The 17,705-nt window shown below is 60.5% G+C and carries 12 protein-coding genes; 5 read left to right on the forward strand and 7 right to left on the reverse strand.

Annotation, left to right across the window (positions count from 1 at the left end; genetic code table 11):
• Positions 1-3: 3 nt before the first annotated feature.
• The 4 genes from kduI to F4Y72_00715 form a co-directional block, all read right to left on the reverse strand.
• Complete coding sequence (gene kduI, locus F4Y72_00700; GenBank protein ID MXZ26805.1) at positions 4-846, reverse strand: 5-dehydro-4-deoxy-D-glucuronate isomerase; 843 nt, start codon at positions 844-846, stop codon at positions 4-6.
• A 17-nt stretch (positions 847-863) separates the two neighbouring features.
• The gene (locus F4Y72_00705) at positions 864-1,865 is read right to left on the reverse strand and encodes a LacI family DNA-binding transcriptional regulator (protein ID MXZ26806.1); all 1,002 of its coding nucleotides are present in this window, start codon (positions 1,863-1,865) and stop codon (positions 864-866) included.
• A 133-nt stretch (positions 1,866-1,998) separates the two neighbouring features.
• Positions 1,999-2,778, reverse strand: coding sequence for a 2-keto-4-pentenoate hydratase (locus tag F4Y72_00710; GenBank protein ID MXZ26807.1), 780 nt, complete (start codon positions 2,776-2,778; stop codon positions 1,999-2,001).
• A gap of 140 nt (positions 2,779-2,918) precedes the next feature.
• Positions 2,919-5,837 carry a TonB-dependent receptor gene (locus F4Y72_00715; GenBank protein MXZ26808.1) on the reverse strand — a complete coding sequence of 973 codons (2,919 nt, stop codon included), beginning with the start codon at positions 5,835-5,837 and terminating at the stop codon, positions 2,919-2,921.
• 175 nt (positions 5,838-6,012) lie between these two features.
• On the opposite strand from F4Y72_00715, the gene F4Y72_00720 reads away from it, so the two are divergent.
• The 4 genes from F4Y72_00720 (at position 6,013) to F4Y72_00735 (ending at position 11,474) form a co-directional block, all read left to right on the forward strand.
• The gene (locus F4Y72_00720) at positions 6,013-7,737 is read left to right on the forward strand and encodes a hypothetical protein (protein ID MXZ26809.1); all 1,725 of its coding nucleotides are present in this window, start codon (positions 6,013-6,015) and stop codon (positions 7,735-7,737) included.
• 68 nt (positions 7,738-7,805) lie between these two features.
• Positions 7,806-8,543 carry an ABC transporter ATP-binding protein gene (locus F4Y72_00725; protein ID MXZ26810.1) on the forward strand — a complete coding sequence of 246 codons (738 nt, stop codon included), beginning with the start codon at positions 7,806-7,808 and terminating at the stop codon, positions 8,541-8,543.
• Positions 8,437-9,996 carry an ABC transporter permease subunit gene (locus F4Y72_00730; GenBank protein MXZ26811.1) on the forward strand — a complete coding sequence of 520 codons (1,560 nt, stop codon included), beginning with the start codon at positions 8,437-8,439 and terminating at the stop codon, positions 9,994-9,996. The genes F4Y72_00725 and F4Y72_00730 overlap by 107 nt, the downstream gene beginning before the upstream one ends.
• Positions 9,996-11,474 (forward strand): ABC transporter permease subunit, encoded by a 1,479-nt coding sequence (locus tag F4Y72_00735; protein ID MXZ26812.1) that lies wholly within the window; start codon positions 9,996-9,998, stop codon positions 11,472-11,474. The genes F4Y72_00730 and F4Y72_00735 overlap by 1 nt, the downstream gene beginning before the upstream one ends.
• Before the next feature lie 82 nt (positions 11,475-11,556).
• Here F4Y72_00735 and F4Y72_00740 read toward each other — a convergent pair whose 3' ends face one another.
• From F4Y72_00740 to F4Y72_00750, 3 genes are all read right to left on the reverse strand, one after another.
• Complete coding sequence (locus tag F4Y72_00740; protein MXZ26813.1) at positions 11,557-13,914, reverse strand: TonB-dependent receptor; 2,358 nt, start codon at positions 13,912-13,914, stop codon at positions 11,557-11,559.
• Positions 13,915-14,001: 87 nt separating this feature from the next.
• On the reverse strand, positions 14,002-14,871 hold the full coding sequence (locus tag F4Y72_00745; protein ID MXZ26814.1) for a phytanoyl-CoA dioxygenase family protein: 870 nt from the start codon (positions 14,869-14,871) through the stop codon (positions 14,002-14,004).
• Complete coding sequence (locus F4Y72_00750) at positions 14,828-16,846, reverse strand: MFS transporter (protein MXZ26815.1); 2,019 nt, start codon at positions 16,844-16,846, stop codon at positions 14,828-14,830. Before F4Y72_00750 ends, F4Y72_00745 begins: the two co-directional genes overlap by 44 nt.
• Here F4Y72_00750 and F4Y72_00755 point away from each other — a divergent pair.
• Positions 16,809-17,693: an alpha/beta hydrolase gene (locus tag F4Y72_00755; protein MXZ26816.1), complete on the forward strand. Its 885-nt coding sequence runs from the start codon at positions 16,809-16,811 to the stop codon at positions 17,691-17,693. The two genes, F4Y72_00750 and F4Y72_00755, sit on opposite strands and share 38 nt — an antisense overlap.
• Positions 17,694-17,705: the final 12 nt, after the last annotated feature.

Raw genomic sequence — 17,705 nt, forward strand, 5'->3', positions numbered from 1 at the left:
CCATTATTTGAGTTGGCAGATGTCGAGGACGTTCATGTCCGTGTAGTCGAGATTCTCGCCTCCCATCGCCCAGATAAAGGAGTAGTTGGAGGTTCCACTGCCCATATGAATCGACCACGGTGGAGAAATGACCGCCTCTGAATCGCGAACGACGATATGGCGCATCGAGTCAGGCTCACCCATGAAGTGGAACACCCTCTGATCGGCGCCCAGTTCGAAGTAGAAGTAGATTTCGGACCGTCGATCGTGCAGGTGCGGCGGCATTGTGTTCCAGACGCTGCCTGGATTGAGGATCGTCAAACCCAGCAGCAACTGTGCCGACCGGCAAGTCTCGGGCACGATGTACTTGTAGATCGTGCGCTCGTTTGAGGTCTCGAGCGAACCCAGTTCAAGGGGAACGGCCTCGTCGATGGAAATCTTGACGAGATCGAATCGCGCGTGCGCAGGCGTCGAGGCGAGATAGTAGCGCGCGGGATTGTCCTTGCTGTCGCACTCGAAAGAGACCTCTTTCGATCCCATCGGAATGTACAAACCATCACGAGGTTTCATCTCGAACGTTTTGCCGTCTACCGATATTTTCCCGTTGCCGCCACCCACGTTGACCACGCCCAGTTCACGTCGATCCAGAAATGGCGCTCCCGCAACAGGCTCGGTCTGATCCGGCAATACGACTGTGGTCGATACCGGTGCGGCGCCGCCAACAATCATGCGTTCATTGTGCGAATAGTTCAGATTGATTTCGTCGGCGACGAACATGCCGGTAACGAGATACAAATCGCGCAGGGCTTCGTTACCAACTCCATCCATCATGTCCGGGTGCGTTGCCTGGTAGGTCCTTGAATACACGTTGTGACTCCTTTTTCTTACGAGCTCTCCAGCTCTCGGGTCGACTCCCGGACAATCAGTTCGGGCACGGTCTGGTTTGGCCCCAACGGAACTTCTTCATCGCCAAATGCCAGGAGGCTTTGAGCCGCGAGCCGGCCGATCTTGCGCGCCGGAGTATGGACCGTCGTCAGACGGGGCCATATTCGAGTTGCCGTCTCAAAATCGTCGAACCCGACTATCGAAAGATCTTCCGGCGCTCTCAGGCCGGCAACATGCAGTGCCTGCAACACACCGGCAGCCATTTCGTCATTGGCCGCGAAAGCGGCTGTCGGCGGGGGATCGAGATCGAGCAGATCGGCGCCTCTGGCCAAACCCGACTCAAACGTATAGTCGCCCTGCAATACATAGTCCATTGGCAGGCGAATGCCAAACTCCATCAGGCCGTCCTCAAAACCGGACCGACGCTCGTGCGCGGAGCGAAAACTCCGGCGGCCGGCGATCACGGCAATCCGGGAATGCCCCAGGCTTGCCAGGTGCCGGGCTGCCTCACGGCCGCCGACCCGATCGTTCGTAACAATCATTCGTCGCTCCATGTCCAGTGCGACGGAGGCGACGCGAATGTAGGCGCAACCGATTTCGCGCAACGCTTCCGCGAGGCGCTCGTCCTCGGATACGGACGGCGTCAGTACGACGCCGTAGAGTTTCTGCATTTCGACGAACTTTCGTGCGTCCTCGATAAAGGTGTCGCTCTGGCGATTGCAGGGATGAACCACCAGTTCGAAATCGGTGCCCTTCAGACCATCGAGAATACCCAGTTGCACATTGACGACGTACTGTGGCGTCGGATTGTCGTAGATCATGCCGACGAGATACGAACGCCGAAAAGCGAATCCGCGCGCTTGCGGGTCCGGCCTGTAGCCGATGTCACTTATGAGTTCCTTGATCCCGGCGCGCGTCGCGTCGTTTACCTGCGGTGAGTCATTAATGACCCGCGATACCGTTTTTTTCGAGACGCCGGCAAGACGGGCCACATCGCCCATTGTCGGCTTTCGGCCGTCGGGATTATTCTCGAACCAACTGCGGGCTGCAGCCTTGAAATCGGTGTCGGCTTTGCGGCTTCTTCTTCCCACGGAAATCTCCGAACAGGACTAGTGTTGTGAGACACAACACTTGTCAACTCGGCATGTTACCGCTCTGGCGTTTGGACCTGAACTTCACGTCGAACCAGCCGGACGAGCCGAAATCAACACGCGCCGCAGAGGACACCGAAACGCGATGAATGCCTGTAACCGCGCCGGTCGAAATCAACGTCCCTTCAGGAAGTTCAATACCCCGAGTAGCAGCGAGACCCAGGAGAAACCGCAACGCCGCCAGCGGACCGCCCGGAATGGCGCTGGCCGTAGCATCACCGACAACGGCACCGTCGATCATGACTTTCGCAGTCATGGAATCCATGTCTCTGAAACTCCAGTTGGCTATTGCCGGTCCCAGGAGCAGTCCGGCGTTGTTGCCGAAGTCGGAAACAACACAGGTCGGACCCAGCTTGTTGATTGCAGCCATGGGACTGCTGGCAATCTCCGCCCCGACGAACAGCGAAGATACAAGGTCGATCAGATCTGCGTCGGAGTATTCCCTTTCCGACGGGTGGACAGGGCAGCCAAGCTCCAGAATAAACTCCGCCTCCACCGCCGCGAATCCACCCGCGTAAATCGGCATGGTCCTGGTGTCGCCAGGCTCTATGCCGACAATGGAAGACTTGAATATCGGGCCGGCCAGGCGCTCATCGCCGACTCGTAATCGATGATCGGCCGGGATCATCCCGATCTTCCAACCGGCGACCGTATCCGCCCAACGCGCTATGGATGCTTCCTGAATCGCGTACGCCCCGTCCAATGAGTCCGGAAGGGCGCCCGGAAAATCCGGCAATGCCTCGGCAGCCGCTCGCGCGGCCACCAGGCGCCTGGAAATCGCGTCAAGCTCTAGCGGTAGTCCGTCGATGTCCGCCTTAGTGTCCAACGGAGGACTCATGGCAAGCCCCGGAAAAGATCCGGGGCCTGCCTGCGAAGTGAGAAGTTGTCATCGATGTCCTTTCGTCAGAAGCGGTAGATTCCACCGACAACGATGCGTCTGTCGGGGAGTCCGACGAAACAAAGCGGCCCGCGTGTGCTGACGCAATGTTGATCAATACGCTCCTCGGTAAGGTTGACAACTTCAAGACCAACGTCCAGATGATCGTTCACCGAGTAGTTGATGCTGGCATTCAGCTGACCTCTGTCGAGCGTATGGACCGGGAAGCTGAACGTGCTGCTGCCGCTCGTGTTGGCGCCGCCGCCGAAGTCCTGTGTGCGGAACGATTCACGCCACGTGTAGCGCGCCCTGGCGGACAGACCGTACTTCTCGTAGTAGATCGTGATGTTGTACGCGTCTTCGGAGAAGTCGAGCAGTCCGCGAGGAATGCAGACATCAGCGCCGAGAACCTGCCGGCCACGTCCCGACGTGCAGTCCACGATCGAACCACCGCTGAAGTCCTGGTTGGTGTAGTTGAAAATGACACCGAAACCGGACGCCCAACCCAGACGATCCTCGAACCCTGAAAGGTCGTACTGGAAGGCAAACTCGAAACCGGACTGGGTGGTCGTTGACGGGTCGTTCGTCCAGGTCCGGTAGTCGACACACAATCCCAGCCTGTTGGGGTCGCCCAATACATTGGGTATGACCGTCGGGTTCCAGATGCCTCCGCCCGGGCAACTTGGGTCTGTTTCACGGGCAAGACCACTGGTGGAAGTTGGATCGTTAACCAGTAATGCGCCTTCGAAGACCTGCCCGATGATGTCCGTGCGGTCCTTCGTGAAGTAACCGAGACTGACCAGCGCCGACTCGGCAAAGTACCACTCGACTGCCAGATCCAGCGAATCCACTTCCTCGGGCTTGAGGTTGGGGTTGCCCTGATCGATGGCGGAATTTTCCTGATTGTCAGCCGCAAACGCAGTACTGATCCTGTTGAAACCCGGACGTCGGATGTCCGCGCCATAGCCGAATCGAACGATCACGTCTTCGCTCACCTCGGCTGCCACATTCAATCGCGGAAGCAGGAAGTCGTACTTGCCCTTGGTTGACACCAGCGACCTGTTGCCCGCGGCATCCTCAAAGCCATACGCCACTGAATCGACTTCAGTCTCGACATACCGCACGCCTACGTTGCCACGGAAAATACCGGCCTCGAAGTTCGCTTGCGCATACAGAGCGGTGGTCTCTTCGCCGACGTCATAGAACTGATTCCGATCGGATGCAAGTCTGGCGGTATCCGGGCTGACCGGATCGTGCGCTACAACCGCCGCCTCCAGAATGGCCAGCGTGCCGTCCGGGTCGGAAAAGGCGCGATCCGGGTCAACAAGCAGGAAATCACGAATGAACAACGTCCTGCCGTCGCCCTTGTCAAAGTTACTGGGTCCCGGCACCAGCAATTCGGAGAACAGGACACCGTTGGGGCTGTCCACCATGCGGCTGAAGCCACCGATCCGGTCCTGAATGCGGTTGAATCGACTTGAGGACTCGCCGTAGCGGAAACCAATATCGAGTGTGGTGATGCCGTTCCAATCCGCGTCCCAGGAGAAGTCCATGCGAAGTGCATCTTCTTCGTTTTCGGTTGTATTGCGACCAATAATTACCTGGTCCAGAACGACATTGGCCGGGTTCAAAAGATCGGCCGGCGCCGGTGCAAAGGGTGAATCGAAATTAACGCCCCACGACAACGTGCCGCCGGACAAGTCATAGATGAACGGCACGCAGTTATCGTTGCTGCTCGCATCGAGAGGACAGTTCGGGTTTATGAAGTTCAGGGTCGTGCTCAGGTTGGGGTTGGAGGTGTCCGACGTTGTCATCGCGTACTCGGCGCTTACGGACCACCTCTCGCCATTCCAGTCACCACCGATCGCAATGATCTGACTATCGGTGACCCTGGAACCGGTATCGCTTGAGAAACGCAGGTTGGGATCGTCATCATCGTTGGCCAGGTCCGGTTCAAGCGTGCCCTGAAGCGCTGCCGGGAACCTGCCGGGACCGACGCCGAAATCAATCGTTTCATAGGCTGTGGGGACACTGAGGTTTCTCAGCGTGCTGACGCCGGACGCCTGAAGCCTGTAACTGTCCTGGCTTCGCTCCTGCTCGTTGACAACGACGTCGGCATGAAACTTCAGGTTGTCACTGGGCGCCCATTCGAAGGTCGACGCGAGATTGACGGTGTCGTAGTCGTAATTTTCCTGCTCCTGAACCAGGAACTGGATACCGAGAAATTCAGCCGGATCGACGGCGGCAGCCGGCGAAACGCGGTTGTCGCGGTCGGTACGAGGACGAAACGACACCGATTCCTGCTCAGTGACGCTGCCACTGATCACAAAACCGATTTCGCCCGCGTCCGTCGACCAATTGTCGCCAAATGCGCCTGAGAACCTTGGCGTCATGCTTTCGGAGCTGAGGCTGCTGTCTTCGTACTGAACCCTGACCGCGCCCAATGTGGCCGGCAGATCAAGCGGGCGTATCGTCTTGAGATTGATTGTGCCGCCGACAGAACCTTCGATGGTCCCGGCGTCAGGCGACTTGGTCACTTCGACCGCTGAAATAATCGCCGGATTGACATCTTCGAAATTGATGCCGCTACGGCCGGAACCCGAATTTACGGTGGAAACGCCGTTGAATTCGACCCGGTTCGAATTGGTGCCGCGGATCTGAACGCCGGTGCCGACACCCGCCGTGCGGGTAATCTGGATACCGGTAATATTCTCAAGAACTTCCGCCAGGTTCTGATCGGGCAGCTTGCCGATATCCTCCGCGATAATGACTTCAACCAGTTGGTCCGAGTCCCGTTTCTGGTCCACAGCGGCAGCCAGGGATCCGCGGATGCCCGTAACGACAATCTCTTCCAGGGGCTCGTCGTCCTGCGCGACGGCCGCAGTTGAAAAGACCAGCGTCATCGCGCCCAGCGCGAGCGCAGCGATACTGGGTTGATACTTCATTGATATTGCTCCCCGGTGAGTGTCCTCACCCCGTAGTGGATAAACTGGTTCGACCGTATAAGGTACTCATTATTACACCGGTGTCAATACGTCCCACGTTCACGGCATATCGGTGGCAAGCGATTGAAGTTTGCCAGCCGGATTTTGTCTTGCTAGTATTTGTTCCGGAAAAGCAATGAACCACAGCCGCCGCTCATTCCTCGGTAACAAATGCATGATATATAGGAACTTATTCCCGACGCTCGGCATGTCAGTCCTGTTTCTCTATTCGCCGATCCTGGTTGCGGATCAGTCGAAGGGAGAGCTTCCTGCCTTATTGTCCACAAAGACAATAAGGCAGGACAATTACTTGCCTGATTTTTCCTTTGCGGGGTACGGGAACGGCCTGGCCGCGATACCGGACGCATCCGGGACCGTGGTCAGGGTTGACGATTTCGGCGCTTCGTCCAATGACGAGGCAGACGACACTAAAGCAGTCCTGGCTGCGATATCGCATGCACATGACGTAGCCGGCCCCGTGATCGTACGGTTTTCGGCCGGACGATATATTGTCTCCGAAGTACTGCGAATCGAGCGCTCGGATTTTGTCTTGCAGGGCGCAGGTTCCGGCTCAGGCGGCACCGTCCTTCACTTTCCCCGCCCGCTGAAACAAGTCGACCGAAGTACGTCACTGGACGAACTCAGACAGTACCTTGTGCAGCTCGACAAGCGCGAGGTAGATCCGGGCAGGAATCTCAATGACTATTTCTCCGAGTATTCATGGAGTGGTGGTTTCATCTGGATACAGAAGCCGGGCGTGCGTGAAGCGCCTTACCTGGTCGAATACGACCCGAAGATCGAAAAACTGGCGGATATTGAGGCCGGCGCAAGAGGCTCCCGGACCATCGCGCTTTCCTCGACAGCCGGTATCGACGAAGGCGACATCATTCAGTTGCAGTGGATCAACCGCACCGGACGCGACGCCGGAATCATCAAGTCACTCTACGGCGCCGAATATGAAAGCGCGGGCTCTCATCACTGGTCGTTTCCGGAGCGACCGCTCGTTCGCCAGGCATCCCGGGTGCTAACGGTCAATGGCCGCAACGTGCAGCTGGCCGACCCGCTGTTGCACGATGCGAATGACACGATTCCTGCACAGGTCGCAGCTTGGGATGGCTTGCAGCACGTTGGAATCGAAGACCTCGGACTCGAGTTTCCCGATTCTCCGTTCTTCGGCCACCACCTGGAGCGCGGCTACAACGGAATCTACTTCACCAGCTCGTTCGACTCCTGGGCGAGGAACATCCGCATTACCAACGCCGACAGCGGCATCCTGAGCTACAACAGCGCCAACCTGACTTTCAGGGACGTAATTACCGACGGCGCCCGGCGCGCTCACTACGCCGTGCATATGGGCAACGTGCATAACGTGCTGGCGGAGAACATTACGATCATGAACCCGGTTCTGCATTCGTTGTCCTTCAACACCCAGGCAACGAAGTGCGTCTTCAGGAACGCGGAGGTTTTCGTCAACCCGGCGCTCGACCAGCATGCCGGTGCCAATCATCAAAACCTGTTCGACAACGTCACCCTGCACATTAAGGCAGTCCGAAGCGACGATGGGCCGGTCGTTCCGGTGTTTGACGGCGGTGGCGCCGGGTACTGGCAGCCCGGTCATGGCGGATTCAATACCACCTGGAACCTGCGTGTCCTGGTAACGGGTGGCGCATTCGCAGATGAAATCGTTACGGTACAGGGCCTGGACGAAGGACCGATGGCCCGAATAGTCGGTCTGCACGGAAATCGGGAATTCAAATTGGATTACCGGCCCACGCCGTATGTCGAAATGCTCAACGAACCGCTCGAATCGGTCCCCTCCCTCTACGATTATCAAAGGCATCAACGCCTTGACGACGATTAGGTGCAATTTGCGCTGATCCTGGGTTGACGCACATCCTATAATCGGGCGAGCGTGGAGGAGGGTGCGCTTTGCTGCAGGCTGCGAAACTTACGAAGAGCTACGGCGATATTGAAGCCCTCAAGGGTCTGGACATGACCGTGGAGGGCGGCGACATCTATTGCCTGCTGGGCGCCAACGGCGCCGGCAAGACGACCACGATCAGCCTGTTTCTGAACTTCATCCGGCCGGACGGAGGCACGGCGACGGTGTGCGGTCTGGACGTAACCGAACAGCCGCTGGAAACCAAGAAGCTGCTCGCCTACATTCCCGAGCAGGTGATGCTCTACGGGAACCTGACGGCGCTGGAGAACCTGCGCTATTTTTCCCAGTTGGGTGGGCACGATTACTCGCAGGAGGAGTACCGCGACTTCCTGCGGCGCGTGGGTCTCGAAGAGGAGGCCGTGGAGCGCAGGGTAAAGACCTACTCGAAGGGAATGCGCCAGAAGGTCGGCGTGGCCATCGCCCTGGCAAAACAGGCCCGCGCGCTGTTGCTGGACGAACCGACGGCCGGCCTGGATCCCAAGGCCAGCAACGAATTCTCGGAGCTGTTGCTGAATCTCAAATCGGACGGCGCCGCGATCCTGATGGCCACTCACGATCTGTTCCGGGCCAAGGAAACCGGCACGCGCATCGGCATCATGAAGGAAGGACGCCTGGTCGATGAACTCAGCACGGGCGAGGTATCCCACGCCGACGTGGAGAAAATCTATCTCCAGCACATGCACGCCGGCGGACACTACGCGCAGGAGGGCGCCGGTTCCGCCTGACCAAGAGGTAAAGCTTATGATCGCTTCCATTGCACGCAAGGAATTCTCCGAAATCGTGCGCGACGGGCGGTTCAAATGGACCGCCGGCATCATGGCGCTGCTGCTGCTGACGGCCCTGGCCGCCGGCTACCAGAAATACAGCGCTTACATGGATATGCAGCGCCTTGCCCAGGACCAGACCAACTACCAGTGGTTCAACCAGGGCGACAAGAACCCGCATTCGGGGGCGCACTACGGCAACTACGCATTCAAGCCGGCCGGCCCGCTTGCCTTCTTCGACAACGGCGTCAACAACTACGCCGGAACCGCGCTGTTCATGGAAGCACACAAGCAGAACTTCGCAATTGGCCGGCCCGCGACCGACCAGAGTTCCATCGGGCGCTTCGGCGACCTGAGCGGCGCCATGATCCTGCGGCTGCTGATGCCGCTTCTGATCATCTTTCTCGGATTCACGGCCTTTTCCGGCGAACGCGAGAGCGGAACCTTGCGCCAGGTGCTGAGCATGAGCGTAGGCAATCGCCAGTTGCTCTGGGGCAAGGCGTTGGGAATCGGTACGGCGGTAGTTCTGGTCGTCGGCGCCTGCGTGCTGATCGGCGGCCTGGCGTTGTCGCTCACCGGACTGCACGCGGAAGGCGAGTCGCTCGGTCTGCGGGTAGCGCTCATGGCGGCGTCCTATCTTCTCTACGCGGCGATCTTCCTGTTCCTGACGCTTGCGGTGTCCGCCTGGGCGAAGAACGCCCGCACCGCGCTCATGATCCTGGTCGGTTTCTGGGCTTTCGTCGGGTTCCTGGCGCCCAAGGCAGCCAGCGAAATCTCCAAGGTCGTGCACCCGACCCCCGCCTTCGGCCAGTGGATGGCCGACATGCGCGGTCACCAGATGCGCGGCATCGACGGAGTGCCGCCGTTCGTGCGCTTCGAGCAGGAATCCCAGGCGATCTTTGCCGAGTACGGAGCGGAGACGGTCGCGGAGCTTCCCGTCTATGTCGGCGCCCTTCGGCTGCAGAAATTCGAGGAATACGACTTCCCCGTATTCGAGGAGCATTACGGCCGGCTGCGCGATTCCTACATCGATCAGCGCCGCCTGCAGGACCGTCTGGGCGTGATTGCGCCCACGCTGCCCCTGCGTTCGCTCTCGATGGCCCTGGCGGGAACCGATCTCATCCGGCACATCGACTTTGCCGACGCCGCCGAGACTTACCGGCGCGACATGGTGACCCGGATCAACGCCTACCTCGGCGAGGCGGCCGCCAGCATGAATACCGGCGGCGGCGGCGTCCTGGTTTCGGATCAGGAGGTTTTCGGGATCGTTCCGCCATTCGAATTCAGATCGCAGGGGTTGGGAGCAACGCTGGATGAGCACGGCGGCAATCTCATCGCTCTCGTGGTCTGGCTGCTGGCATCGCTGGGACTGGCGCTGTGGGCGGTACGGCGCCTCAGGGTGGAGCAAGACTGATGAAACGAATAATCATTTCGCACGAGGTGCGTCAACTCTTTCGTTCCGGGGCGTTTCGCGCGCTGCTGCTACTGGTCGCGGGAGCGATAGCGTTTGCCGCCTTTTCCGGCCAGCGTTCCATCGACCGCCAGGTTGAAGGTGCGATGGCGGCCACCGCGTTCGAGGACGCCCAGCGCGCAAAAATGCGGGCCGATACCGAAGCGTACGAAGCGCGGTTGGCCGCGCAAGGGGGCGAATACGAGTTCGCCGGGGCGCGGCACGCGCCGGGCGCGGGCCCTCCGCAGGGCACCAATGCCGGTGTGGTCGGAGCGCAAACGGCCAAGTACCTCACCTTGCCTCCCACCGGACTGGCGTCGTTCGCGGTCGGCCAGAGCGACATTCAGCTCAACTACGTGCCGGTTTCGATGAACCCCACGCACACCACGACGAACAACCTCGAACTCGAGAACCCGCTGAACCTGATGACGGGCTCGTTCGATATCGCCTTCGTCCTGATCTTTCTGCTGCCGATCTTCATTCTGGCGATCAGCTACGACCTGCTCTCCAGCGAAAAGGAAAGGGGCACGCTGGCGATGATCCTGGCGCACCCGATATCGTTGAAGGAGCTGCTGGCGTCGAAGATCATTGCCCGCGCGGGCGTCCTGGTCGCGAGCATATTGGGGCTGGGTCTCGTTGCGCTGTTCGCGGTCGGCGCCAACCTGGATTCGGCCGATACCTGGGCGCGATTCGGTCTGTGGATCACTGCCACGCTCCTGTATTCACTGTTCTGGTTCGCGATGGCGGTCATGGTCAACGTGTACGGCAGGAACTCGGCCGCCAACGGCATTGCCCTGGCGGGCACCTGGCTGGCACTGGTCGTGGTTCTGCCGACACTCGTGAGCCTGCTCGCGACGACGATCTATCCCGCGCCGTCACGAATGGAATTGACTGTTGCCGCCCGGGACGCGCAGACCGCGGCCGAAAAAACCTATATGGCCCGGCTGGACGAGTATTACTACGACCACCTGGAGTTCATTCCGGAAGGCGACGAGCGCGCGACCGACTTCCTGACCGTGGCGATGGCCAACCGCAACGCGATCGAGAAGGCGGTGCGGCCACTGTACGACGAGTTCCAGGGCCAGCTGAACCGCCAGGAAAGCCTGGTGCAGCGGTTCCAGTTCATTTCGCCCGCGATCATGATGCAGTTGGCTTTGAACGAAGTCTCAGGCACCAGCGCGAACCGTTACGAGCACTTCCTCAACCAGGCGTACGACTTTCACGCGCGCTGGGGCGAGTACTTCAGCGTCAAGTTCCTCCAGCGGGATCCGCTCACGCCCGCCGACTACGACCGGTTCCCGGCGTTCGAGTACCGGGAGGAGCCGTTCGGCGCGGTGCTGATGCGCCTGGTCCCGTCTCTTCTGGGAATGATCGTGCTGCTAACCGGTGCGCTCCTGATACCGTTCCTGCGGTTACGGCGCTACCAGGTCGCCACCTCCTGACCCGGGCGCGAGGGCATGACCCTCGCGGCGTCCGGCCCTCCGAGAAGGCAGGACGCACCGGCGAAAATCCCCCGGCTGATGGTCAGAACCGGTAGGTGCCCCTTACGCCAATGGCGCGCTTGTGCGGAAGTGCCGACACGAAGGCGCGTGTGAACGTGTCCAGATCGGTGTTGAGCGCCACGTAGAGGTAGGTATCGTCGTCCAACAGGTTGGTGACATACGCCTCCACCCGGTAGCTCTCGGCCTCCACGCCAAGGCGCAGGTTCACGAGGTTCCGGTCGCCGGTCTCGAACACGTTCGCTTCGGTAGCGTACTTGGTGGATTCATACACGTACTCGCCGCGAACGAACCCGTCCATGCGGCCCCCGAACACCGGCCGCGTGTAGGTGGCCGTGGCCGAACCGCTGAACTCCGGCGTCTGTTGCGTCTGGTTGCCCAGGTGGTCCGTGTTGTTCGCCGTGGCGCCATTGCTGACGCACGGGTTGCAGATGCCTTTCACAAACTCGGTGCTGTTGCGGGCGAAGGCGCCGGTCAGAAGCCAATGCTCCGTGAGTTGAAAGCGGGCCTCAATCTCCATGCCGTTCATGTCGAGCAGGCCGACATTGGAGAGAATACCCACACCTGACAGAAGCCCGGTCTCGTCGTCGGTAAAGAAGCCTACCTGCTGGACCTGCTGGTCCGTGATCTCTCCCCAATAGCCGATCAGCGATCCCTGCAGCCTTCCGTCCAGCAGCGTGCCCTTCACGCCCAACTCGAACTGGTCCAGCGTTTCCGGTTCGACGTCAAGTTGCGCACCGGAGTTCCGCTGCAGGCTGGCCGCTTCGGTGGGGGAGAGCGTGACCACGATGGAGTTGAATGTCCCGGGGCGGAAGCCGCGCGAAAAGTTGGCGAAAACCATGAGATCGTCGGCGGTCCGGTATTCGACCGTCACGCGGCCGCCCACATCATTGAATTCCGCCTCAAGTCCCCCGGACTCCACCTTCACCTCGTCGCTCTGATACCGCGTTTCGGCGCTGACCGTCAACTTTTCGGTGACATCGTAGTAGACGCCTCCGAAGGCGCCCGTCGTCGAGCTCTCAAGTATCGGCCGGCAAGTAAACCCGCGCGGAGCAAAAAACCACCCTGCCACACAGGAAGACACGTCTTCACTGTTGACGTAGTTGGCGCCGGCAGTCCAGCGCAAGCGCCCCTCGCCCGGCGAGGAAAGCCGCGCCTCGTGTGAGGAGTTCTTTGACCATCGTTCAACCAGGAAGGTGTCGGCGATCGGCGAGAAGGGGGCCCTTGGAAGCGTGTTCTCGTCGCTGACGATCATCGACTTGGTTTCGTTGAAGCCGCTGATCCAGTCAAGGCTCATACCGCCGGGCAAATCCGCCACAGCGGAGAAAGTAGCGCCCGAAACGCGCTTGGCCAGCCCCATCTTTTCGATGAACACGCCCTCGCCGTCGATCTGCCTCGGCGAGGAATCGGAATACAGGGAGAAGGCCGCGACCACGTCCTGGATGTAGTCGCCGCGGGCCAGGTAGCCGGGAGCAAACGCATCATTGTGGCCCACCATGGCCTCGGCGACGCTCACATCGGGGGCCAGTCCGCAACGGTAAGTCATGCTCCCGTTGCCGTCCGGATCGCAGTTCGCGAAACTGCTCGGAAAACGGAACGAGGGCTGGGGCCCGTCGTTGATCTCGATGTCTTCAAGGCGCAGCTTGAACCGAAGCGTGTCGGTGGGCGTGGCCAGGATGGTTGCGACCAGCGACCGGGTTTCCTCGTCGCCGATTTCGCGCGCTCCCGTGCGGTTGTTCTTGTAGTGACCTCCCTTCTTGTTGTTCCTGACGCTGAGGCGAGCACTCAAGCGGTCTTCGATAATGGGCCCTTCAACGGAGAATTGCAGGTCCGCGGAGCCGAAACGATCGAGGTCCAGCCCCACCGAGCCGCCGAATTCCTCGCCGGGGTCCTTGGTCACCAGGTTGACGGCTCCGGAGAAGGTGTTGCGTCCGAAGTAGGCCGTCTGGGGACCCCGCAGCACTTCCACGCGAATGACATCCACGAAGCTGCCCACTTCGCCGCCGAGCACGGGCGCGCCGTCGACAAAAAACAACGCCGCGACCGAAGAGCCGGAAAACGCATTGATGTTGAGCCCGCGGATGACGATGTTCGGCACGCCACGGTCCGCGCGGTTGGCCGTGGCCTGCTGATACGTCAGCCCCGGAGTGAACAGCTGCACGTCGACGAAGTTCTTGAGGTTGGCCGCGTTCAGCTCCTCCTCGGAAAACGCCGAAACCGCAAACGGGATGTCCACCAGGGCCTCCTCGCGTTTTCGCGCCGTGACCACGATCTCCTCAAGGGCCACGCCCTGAGCGAGGGCCCTGGATTGGGGCAAGAGCAGGCTCCCGGTTACAACTGCGCAAAGCGCGAATAACCCGGTGCGAATCAGTGTCTTGGACATGGCGATCTCCTCCCGATTCTCCGTCCCACGGTTCCTAGTATTACACGGTTCCGGCCAACTAACGCCGGGCGGAGACTCAATTTGCCGTTACTCCGCAAACTCTTTGCTGTTGCCCCGCTGCCAGATGACCGGGAAGAACTCCCCCGACGGCGCCTCGCCTTCCGGCAGGCTGTCCACGCCGGGTATGGCGGCCTTGTGGGCGGCCGGATACCAGCGCACGTCGTCTCCGAAGACGCGTACCGCCAATCCGGTGCGCGGCCTGGTCCTTGAGTAATTCCCCCTTGAGAAATGAGGCGTGGAGGGATGAAAAACGACCGCGTCGCCGGGTTCCATGTCGAAGGAGACGAACCGGAACCGAAAATCCGGATTGTCCCGTTCCGTCTCGAAGTCGGGGCAGAGCCCGTCGGCCTGGTCGGGAGCAAACCCGAAATGCAGGTTGTTGTCCACGCAGTGCCGATGAAAACCGGCGACATATTCGACACGCCCGTTGTGACGGTCCACGGGGGTCAACGCAATCCAGATGTTGGGGGCCATCTCGCCCGTAACCGGCCAGGCGGTCTCGTCACAGTGCCAGACCATCACCTTGGTGGAGCCGGGGGGCTTATGGAAAAGGTGGTCGTGATAAACGCGGATGGTGTCCGACCCGATGACACGGCCGACAACTTCCCCGACAGGTGAATTCAACGCGAAATCCCGGAATACTCCCGGTTGGCGCCACATGAAGCAGACGGAAGCCATCGACGCGCCGTGAGAAGGGCCGGGCACTCCATATTTCTCGGGATCTTCCAACAGCCGGTCCACGCCCTGCCTTAACCGCTCGATCCATTGCCTGTCGAACATCCGGCGAAGGTGAACCACACCTTCGCGCCGATAGGTGTTGCGGTGTTCGGCGGTTATCGGGTTGAGGGGGCGTTTATTCATGTTCTCTTGCAACAGACCGTAACCGCTCGAGCTCATGTTCGCTCAAGTTGTAGCGTGAGATTGCACCGATGCTGATCGCCTGCAGCACAAGCGGCAGAACCGCTATGCACATATAGAGTCCCAGCAGCGCGCTTTCGGTCTGCTCGACCCGTTGGCCTTCCGTCGCTTCAATGTATCCCATGGCGCCCAGGAAAACGCCGAGGAAAGCGACTCCGAGAGCGCCGGAGAGTTTTTCCACGAGAACGTAGAGCCCCGTGAACGCTCCCTCGCGACGCAGGCCTGTCTTCAGGTAGTCGAATTCCAATGCGTCGGGCAGCATCGCCTGGGTCAGCAGGAAGGTTCCCCCACCTGCAACGCCGATGAGAACCGACCTCAGGATGATCAGGCCGGTGGGCTCGCCAGGCCCGGCAAACCACCAGGAAAAATGGGCGGCGCCATAAAGCGCCGCTGCGATCATGTAGCCGTTCCGTTTCCCCACGCGGCGCGCGACGAAAAGCCAGGCGGGTTGAGAAAGGATAAGCGCAACGCTCACGACGCCCAGGTAGAGGCCGAGCACGTCGTCGGTCACCTGCAGGACATGTTTCGTAAAGTAGGCAGTGGTGGAAACGGAGATCGCCAGCACGAGGAAGTACACCAGCTTGGACGCCATGAGCCAAAGGAAGGGCACGTTCCCGAGGGCCGACTTCAGTTGCTCCTTGAGCGGCGGTTGTTGCAGTTGTTGAACGGTCCGGGGAGCGTGACGAAGCGACCATACGCAAACCACCACCGCCACCGCCGCGAAGCCTGCCAGCACCCAGGCCATCCTGGCGTGACCTGCCCGGGTTGCGCCCCACCAGGCCAGCAGGGCGGGACCCAGGCTCAAGCCGATCAACGAACCGAACGAGGAAAACACGACCCGGAACGACATGAGCTGGGTGCGTTCGTGATAGTTGGGCGTCAGTTCCACCGCCATTGCGATGTAGGGGATGTTGAACATCGTGTACGAAGTAGCGAACAACAGCAGACAAGCCGACAGGTAGATCAGCAGGGGCGTCTCGCCGATATCAGGAGTCGTATATAACGCCGCAACTGCGACGGCGCACAACAGGCCGCCGGCCGCCAGCCACGGCAAACGCCGGCCCCACCGCGTGGAGATACGGTCCGAGAATGCTCCCATGAGGGGGTCGCTGACCGCATCCCAGACTTTCGCGCCGGCAAAGATGAACGCCGCGGTAGCTGCGGCAACGCCCAGCGAGTCGGTCATGAAACGTAACAAAAGGACGTTCGACGACAGGTTCAGGATGGTGATCGGCATGGAGCCAAGGCCCCACCCCAGCCTGGTTTGCAGTGGAAGCTTCGCCCCGCCCGGTCCTTCCGCGGTGCTGCCGTCGCCCGCCCCGGTCTTAGGCGTTCCGGATTGCGCCACGTTCAGGCGGGCAGCAGCCGGTCCACGTTGGATTCGCCCGGCGCCGGGCACAAGGACTTGTCGAGCTGCACCGACACGCCGAATTGACCTTCGGAACCCGCGCCCGACCTGTGGCCGCTGCCGACACAGTCCTCGGCGAAAAGAACGTCTCCGTGGCCAAACTCGTAATGGCTTCCGTCGCGCAGTTCGACCACGAGGGTACCGAATATCGGGATCAGGATGTTGGGTTGGTTGGCTACGTGCCAGTCGTACATGAAACCGGGCGCGATGGATCCGACGGTCACCCGCGCGGCGGGGTGGCGGATGAGTTGATAGGGGGGTTGTGCGCCCGGGTGGGGTAATGGCAGCTCGCGCATTTCGGCCATGCCCTCCGCGTTGGCGTACAGATTGAAGAACCGCTTCGCCCAGGGGATCTGACCTTCGGGAAATGCCTGCGCGGCATTGCCGCTGCGGCCCGAGAGCATGAGAGCAAGCGCCGCGCCCGCTCCTGATGCCGAGATCAGGGCCCTCCTTGTCGAAGTCGTTCCGCTCATGGCTCCCCCTTCCCCGGACGCTTGTTTGGCATATTATGACGACGCTCCGGAGCGGAGACCACGTGAACGACATTGAACGCCAGTTTGTCGCATTGCGCGAGGGTCAGGTGCATCTGCGGCATCTCGACGCGCCGGCCAGGGACGCAGATCTACCTGTACCGGCTACCTTGCTGCTTCACCCTTCGCCGGCATCGTCGTGGTTCATGCAAGGCCTTATGGTCGAATTGCGAAAGGCCGGCAGCAACGCAGCGTTGATTGCACCCGATACACTCGGCAATGGCGACTCGGCGCCACCCGGTATCGATCACCCCGACATTGCCTATTTCGCCGACAGCATACGCCGCATGATCGACGAGCTTGCGCTCGAGCGCGTGGACTTGTACGGATCCCATACCGGAGCGCGGATCGCTTGTGAGTTCGCTGCAGCCTACCCGGACAGGGTTCGACGGGTCGTACTCGACGGCATCATCGAGTACGAGGACGACATGCGCAACGCCATAATCCAGAACTACGCGCCGCGCATTGAGCCGGACGAGTTCGGGCGGCATTTCGTGTGGGCGTTCAACTTCGTTCGCGACCAGGCGCTGCATTTTCCGTGGTTCATGCGCGATCCGGAGCATCGCCTCGATGGACCCGTGCCGCCAGCGGCGGTCCTCCACCGCGCTGCACTCGACGTGCTGAAGGCAATCGACACCTACGCGGATCCGTACATCGCGGCCTTCGAGTACCGGGCCTATGAACGCATGCCAAACATCAAGGCCCCCGTACTGCTCCTGAAGCCGGACAGCGAATTGCCGGTACTGCGGGCCGCAGTCGCGAAGGCAGCGAGTCTGTTGCAGGATAGTCGTATCGCAACCGTAACCGGCGGCGACACGTCAAAGGCCAAGGCAATCGCCGGTTTCCTGGCTCCCGAGCAATAAGCGCCGCTACAG

This window comes from Gammaproteobacteria bacterium (assembly GCA_009838035.1).
GTDB lineage: Bacteria > Pseudomonadota > Gammaproteobacteria > Steroidobacterales > Foliamicaceae > Foliamicus.

Coding starts and splice junctions, on each gene's coding strand:
- F4Y72_00705 (MXZ26806.1), bottom strand. CDS start 1,865: ATGGGCGATGTGGCCCGTCTTGCCGGCGTCTCGAAAAAAACGGTATCG.
- F4Y72_00715 (MXZ26808.1), bottom strand. CDS start 5,837: ATGAAGTATCAACCCAGTATCGCTGCGCTCGCGCTGGGCGCGATGACG.
- F4Y72_00720 (MXZ26809.1), top strand. CDS start 6,013: ATGAACCACAGCCGCCGCTCATTCCTCGGTAACAAATGCATGATATAT.
- F4Y72_00730 (MXZ26811.1), top strand. CDS start 8,437: ATGAACTCAGCACGGGCGAGGTATCCCACGCCGACGTGGAGAAAATCT.
- F4Y72_00735 (MXZ26812.1), top strand. CDS start 9,996: ATGAAACGAATAATCATTTCGCACGAGGTGCGTCAACTCTTTCGTTCC.
- F4Y72_00740 (MXZ26813.1), bottom strand. CDS start 13,914: ATGTCCAAGACACTGATTCGCACCGGGTTATTCGCGCTTTGCGCAGTT.
- F4Y72_00745 (MXZ26814.1), bottom strand. CDS start 14,871: ATGAGCTCGAGCGGTTACGGTCTGTTGCAAGAGAACATGAATAAACGC.
- F4Y72_00755 (MXZ26816.1), top strand. CDS start 16,809: ATGACGACGCTCCGGAGCGGAGACCACGTGAACGACATTGAACGCCAG.
- F4Y72_00750 (MXZ26815.1), bottom strand. CDS start 16,846: ATGTCGTTCACGTGGTCTCCGCTCCGGAGCGTCGTCATAATATGCCAA.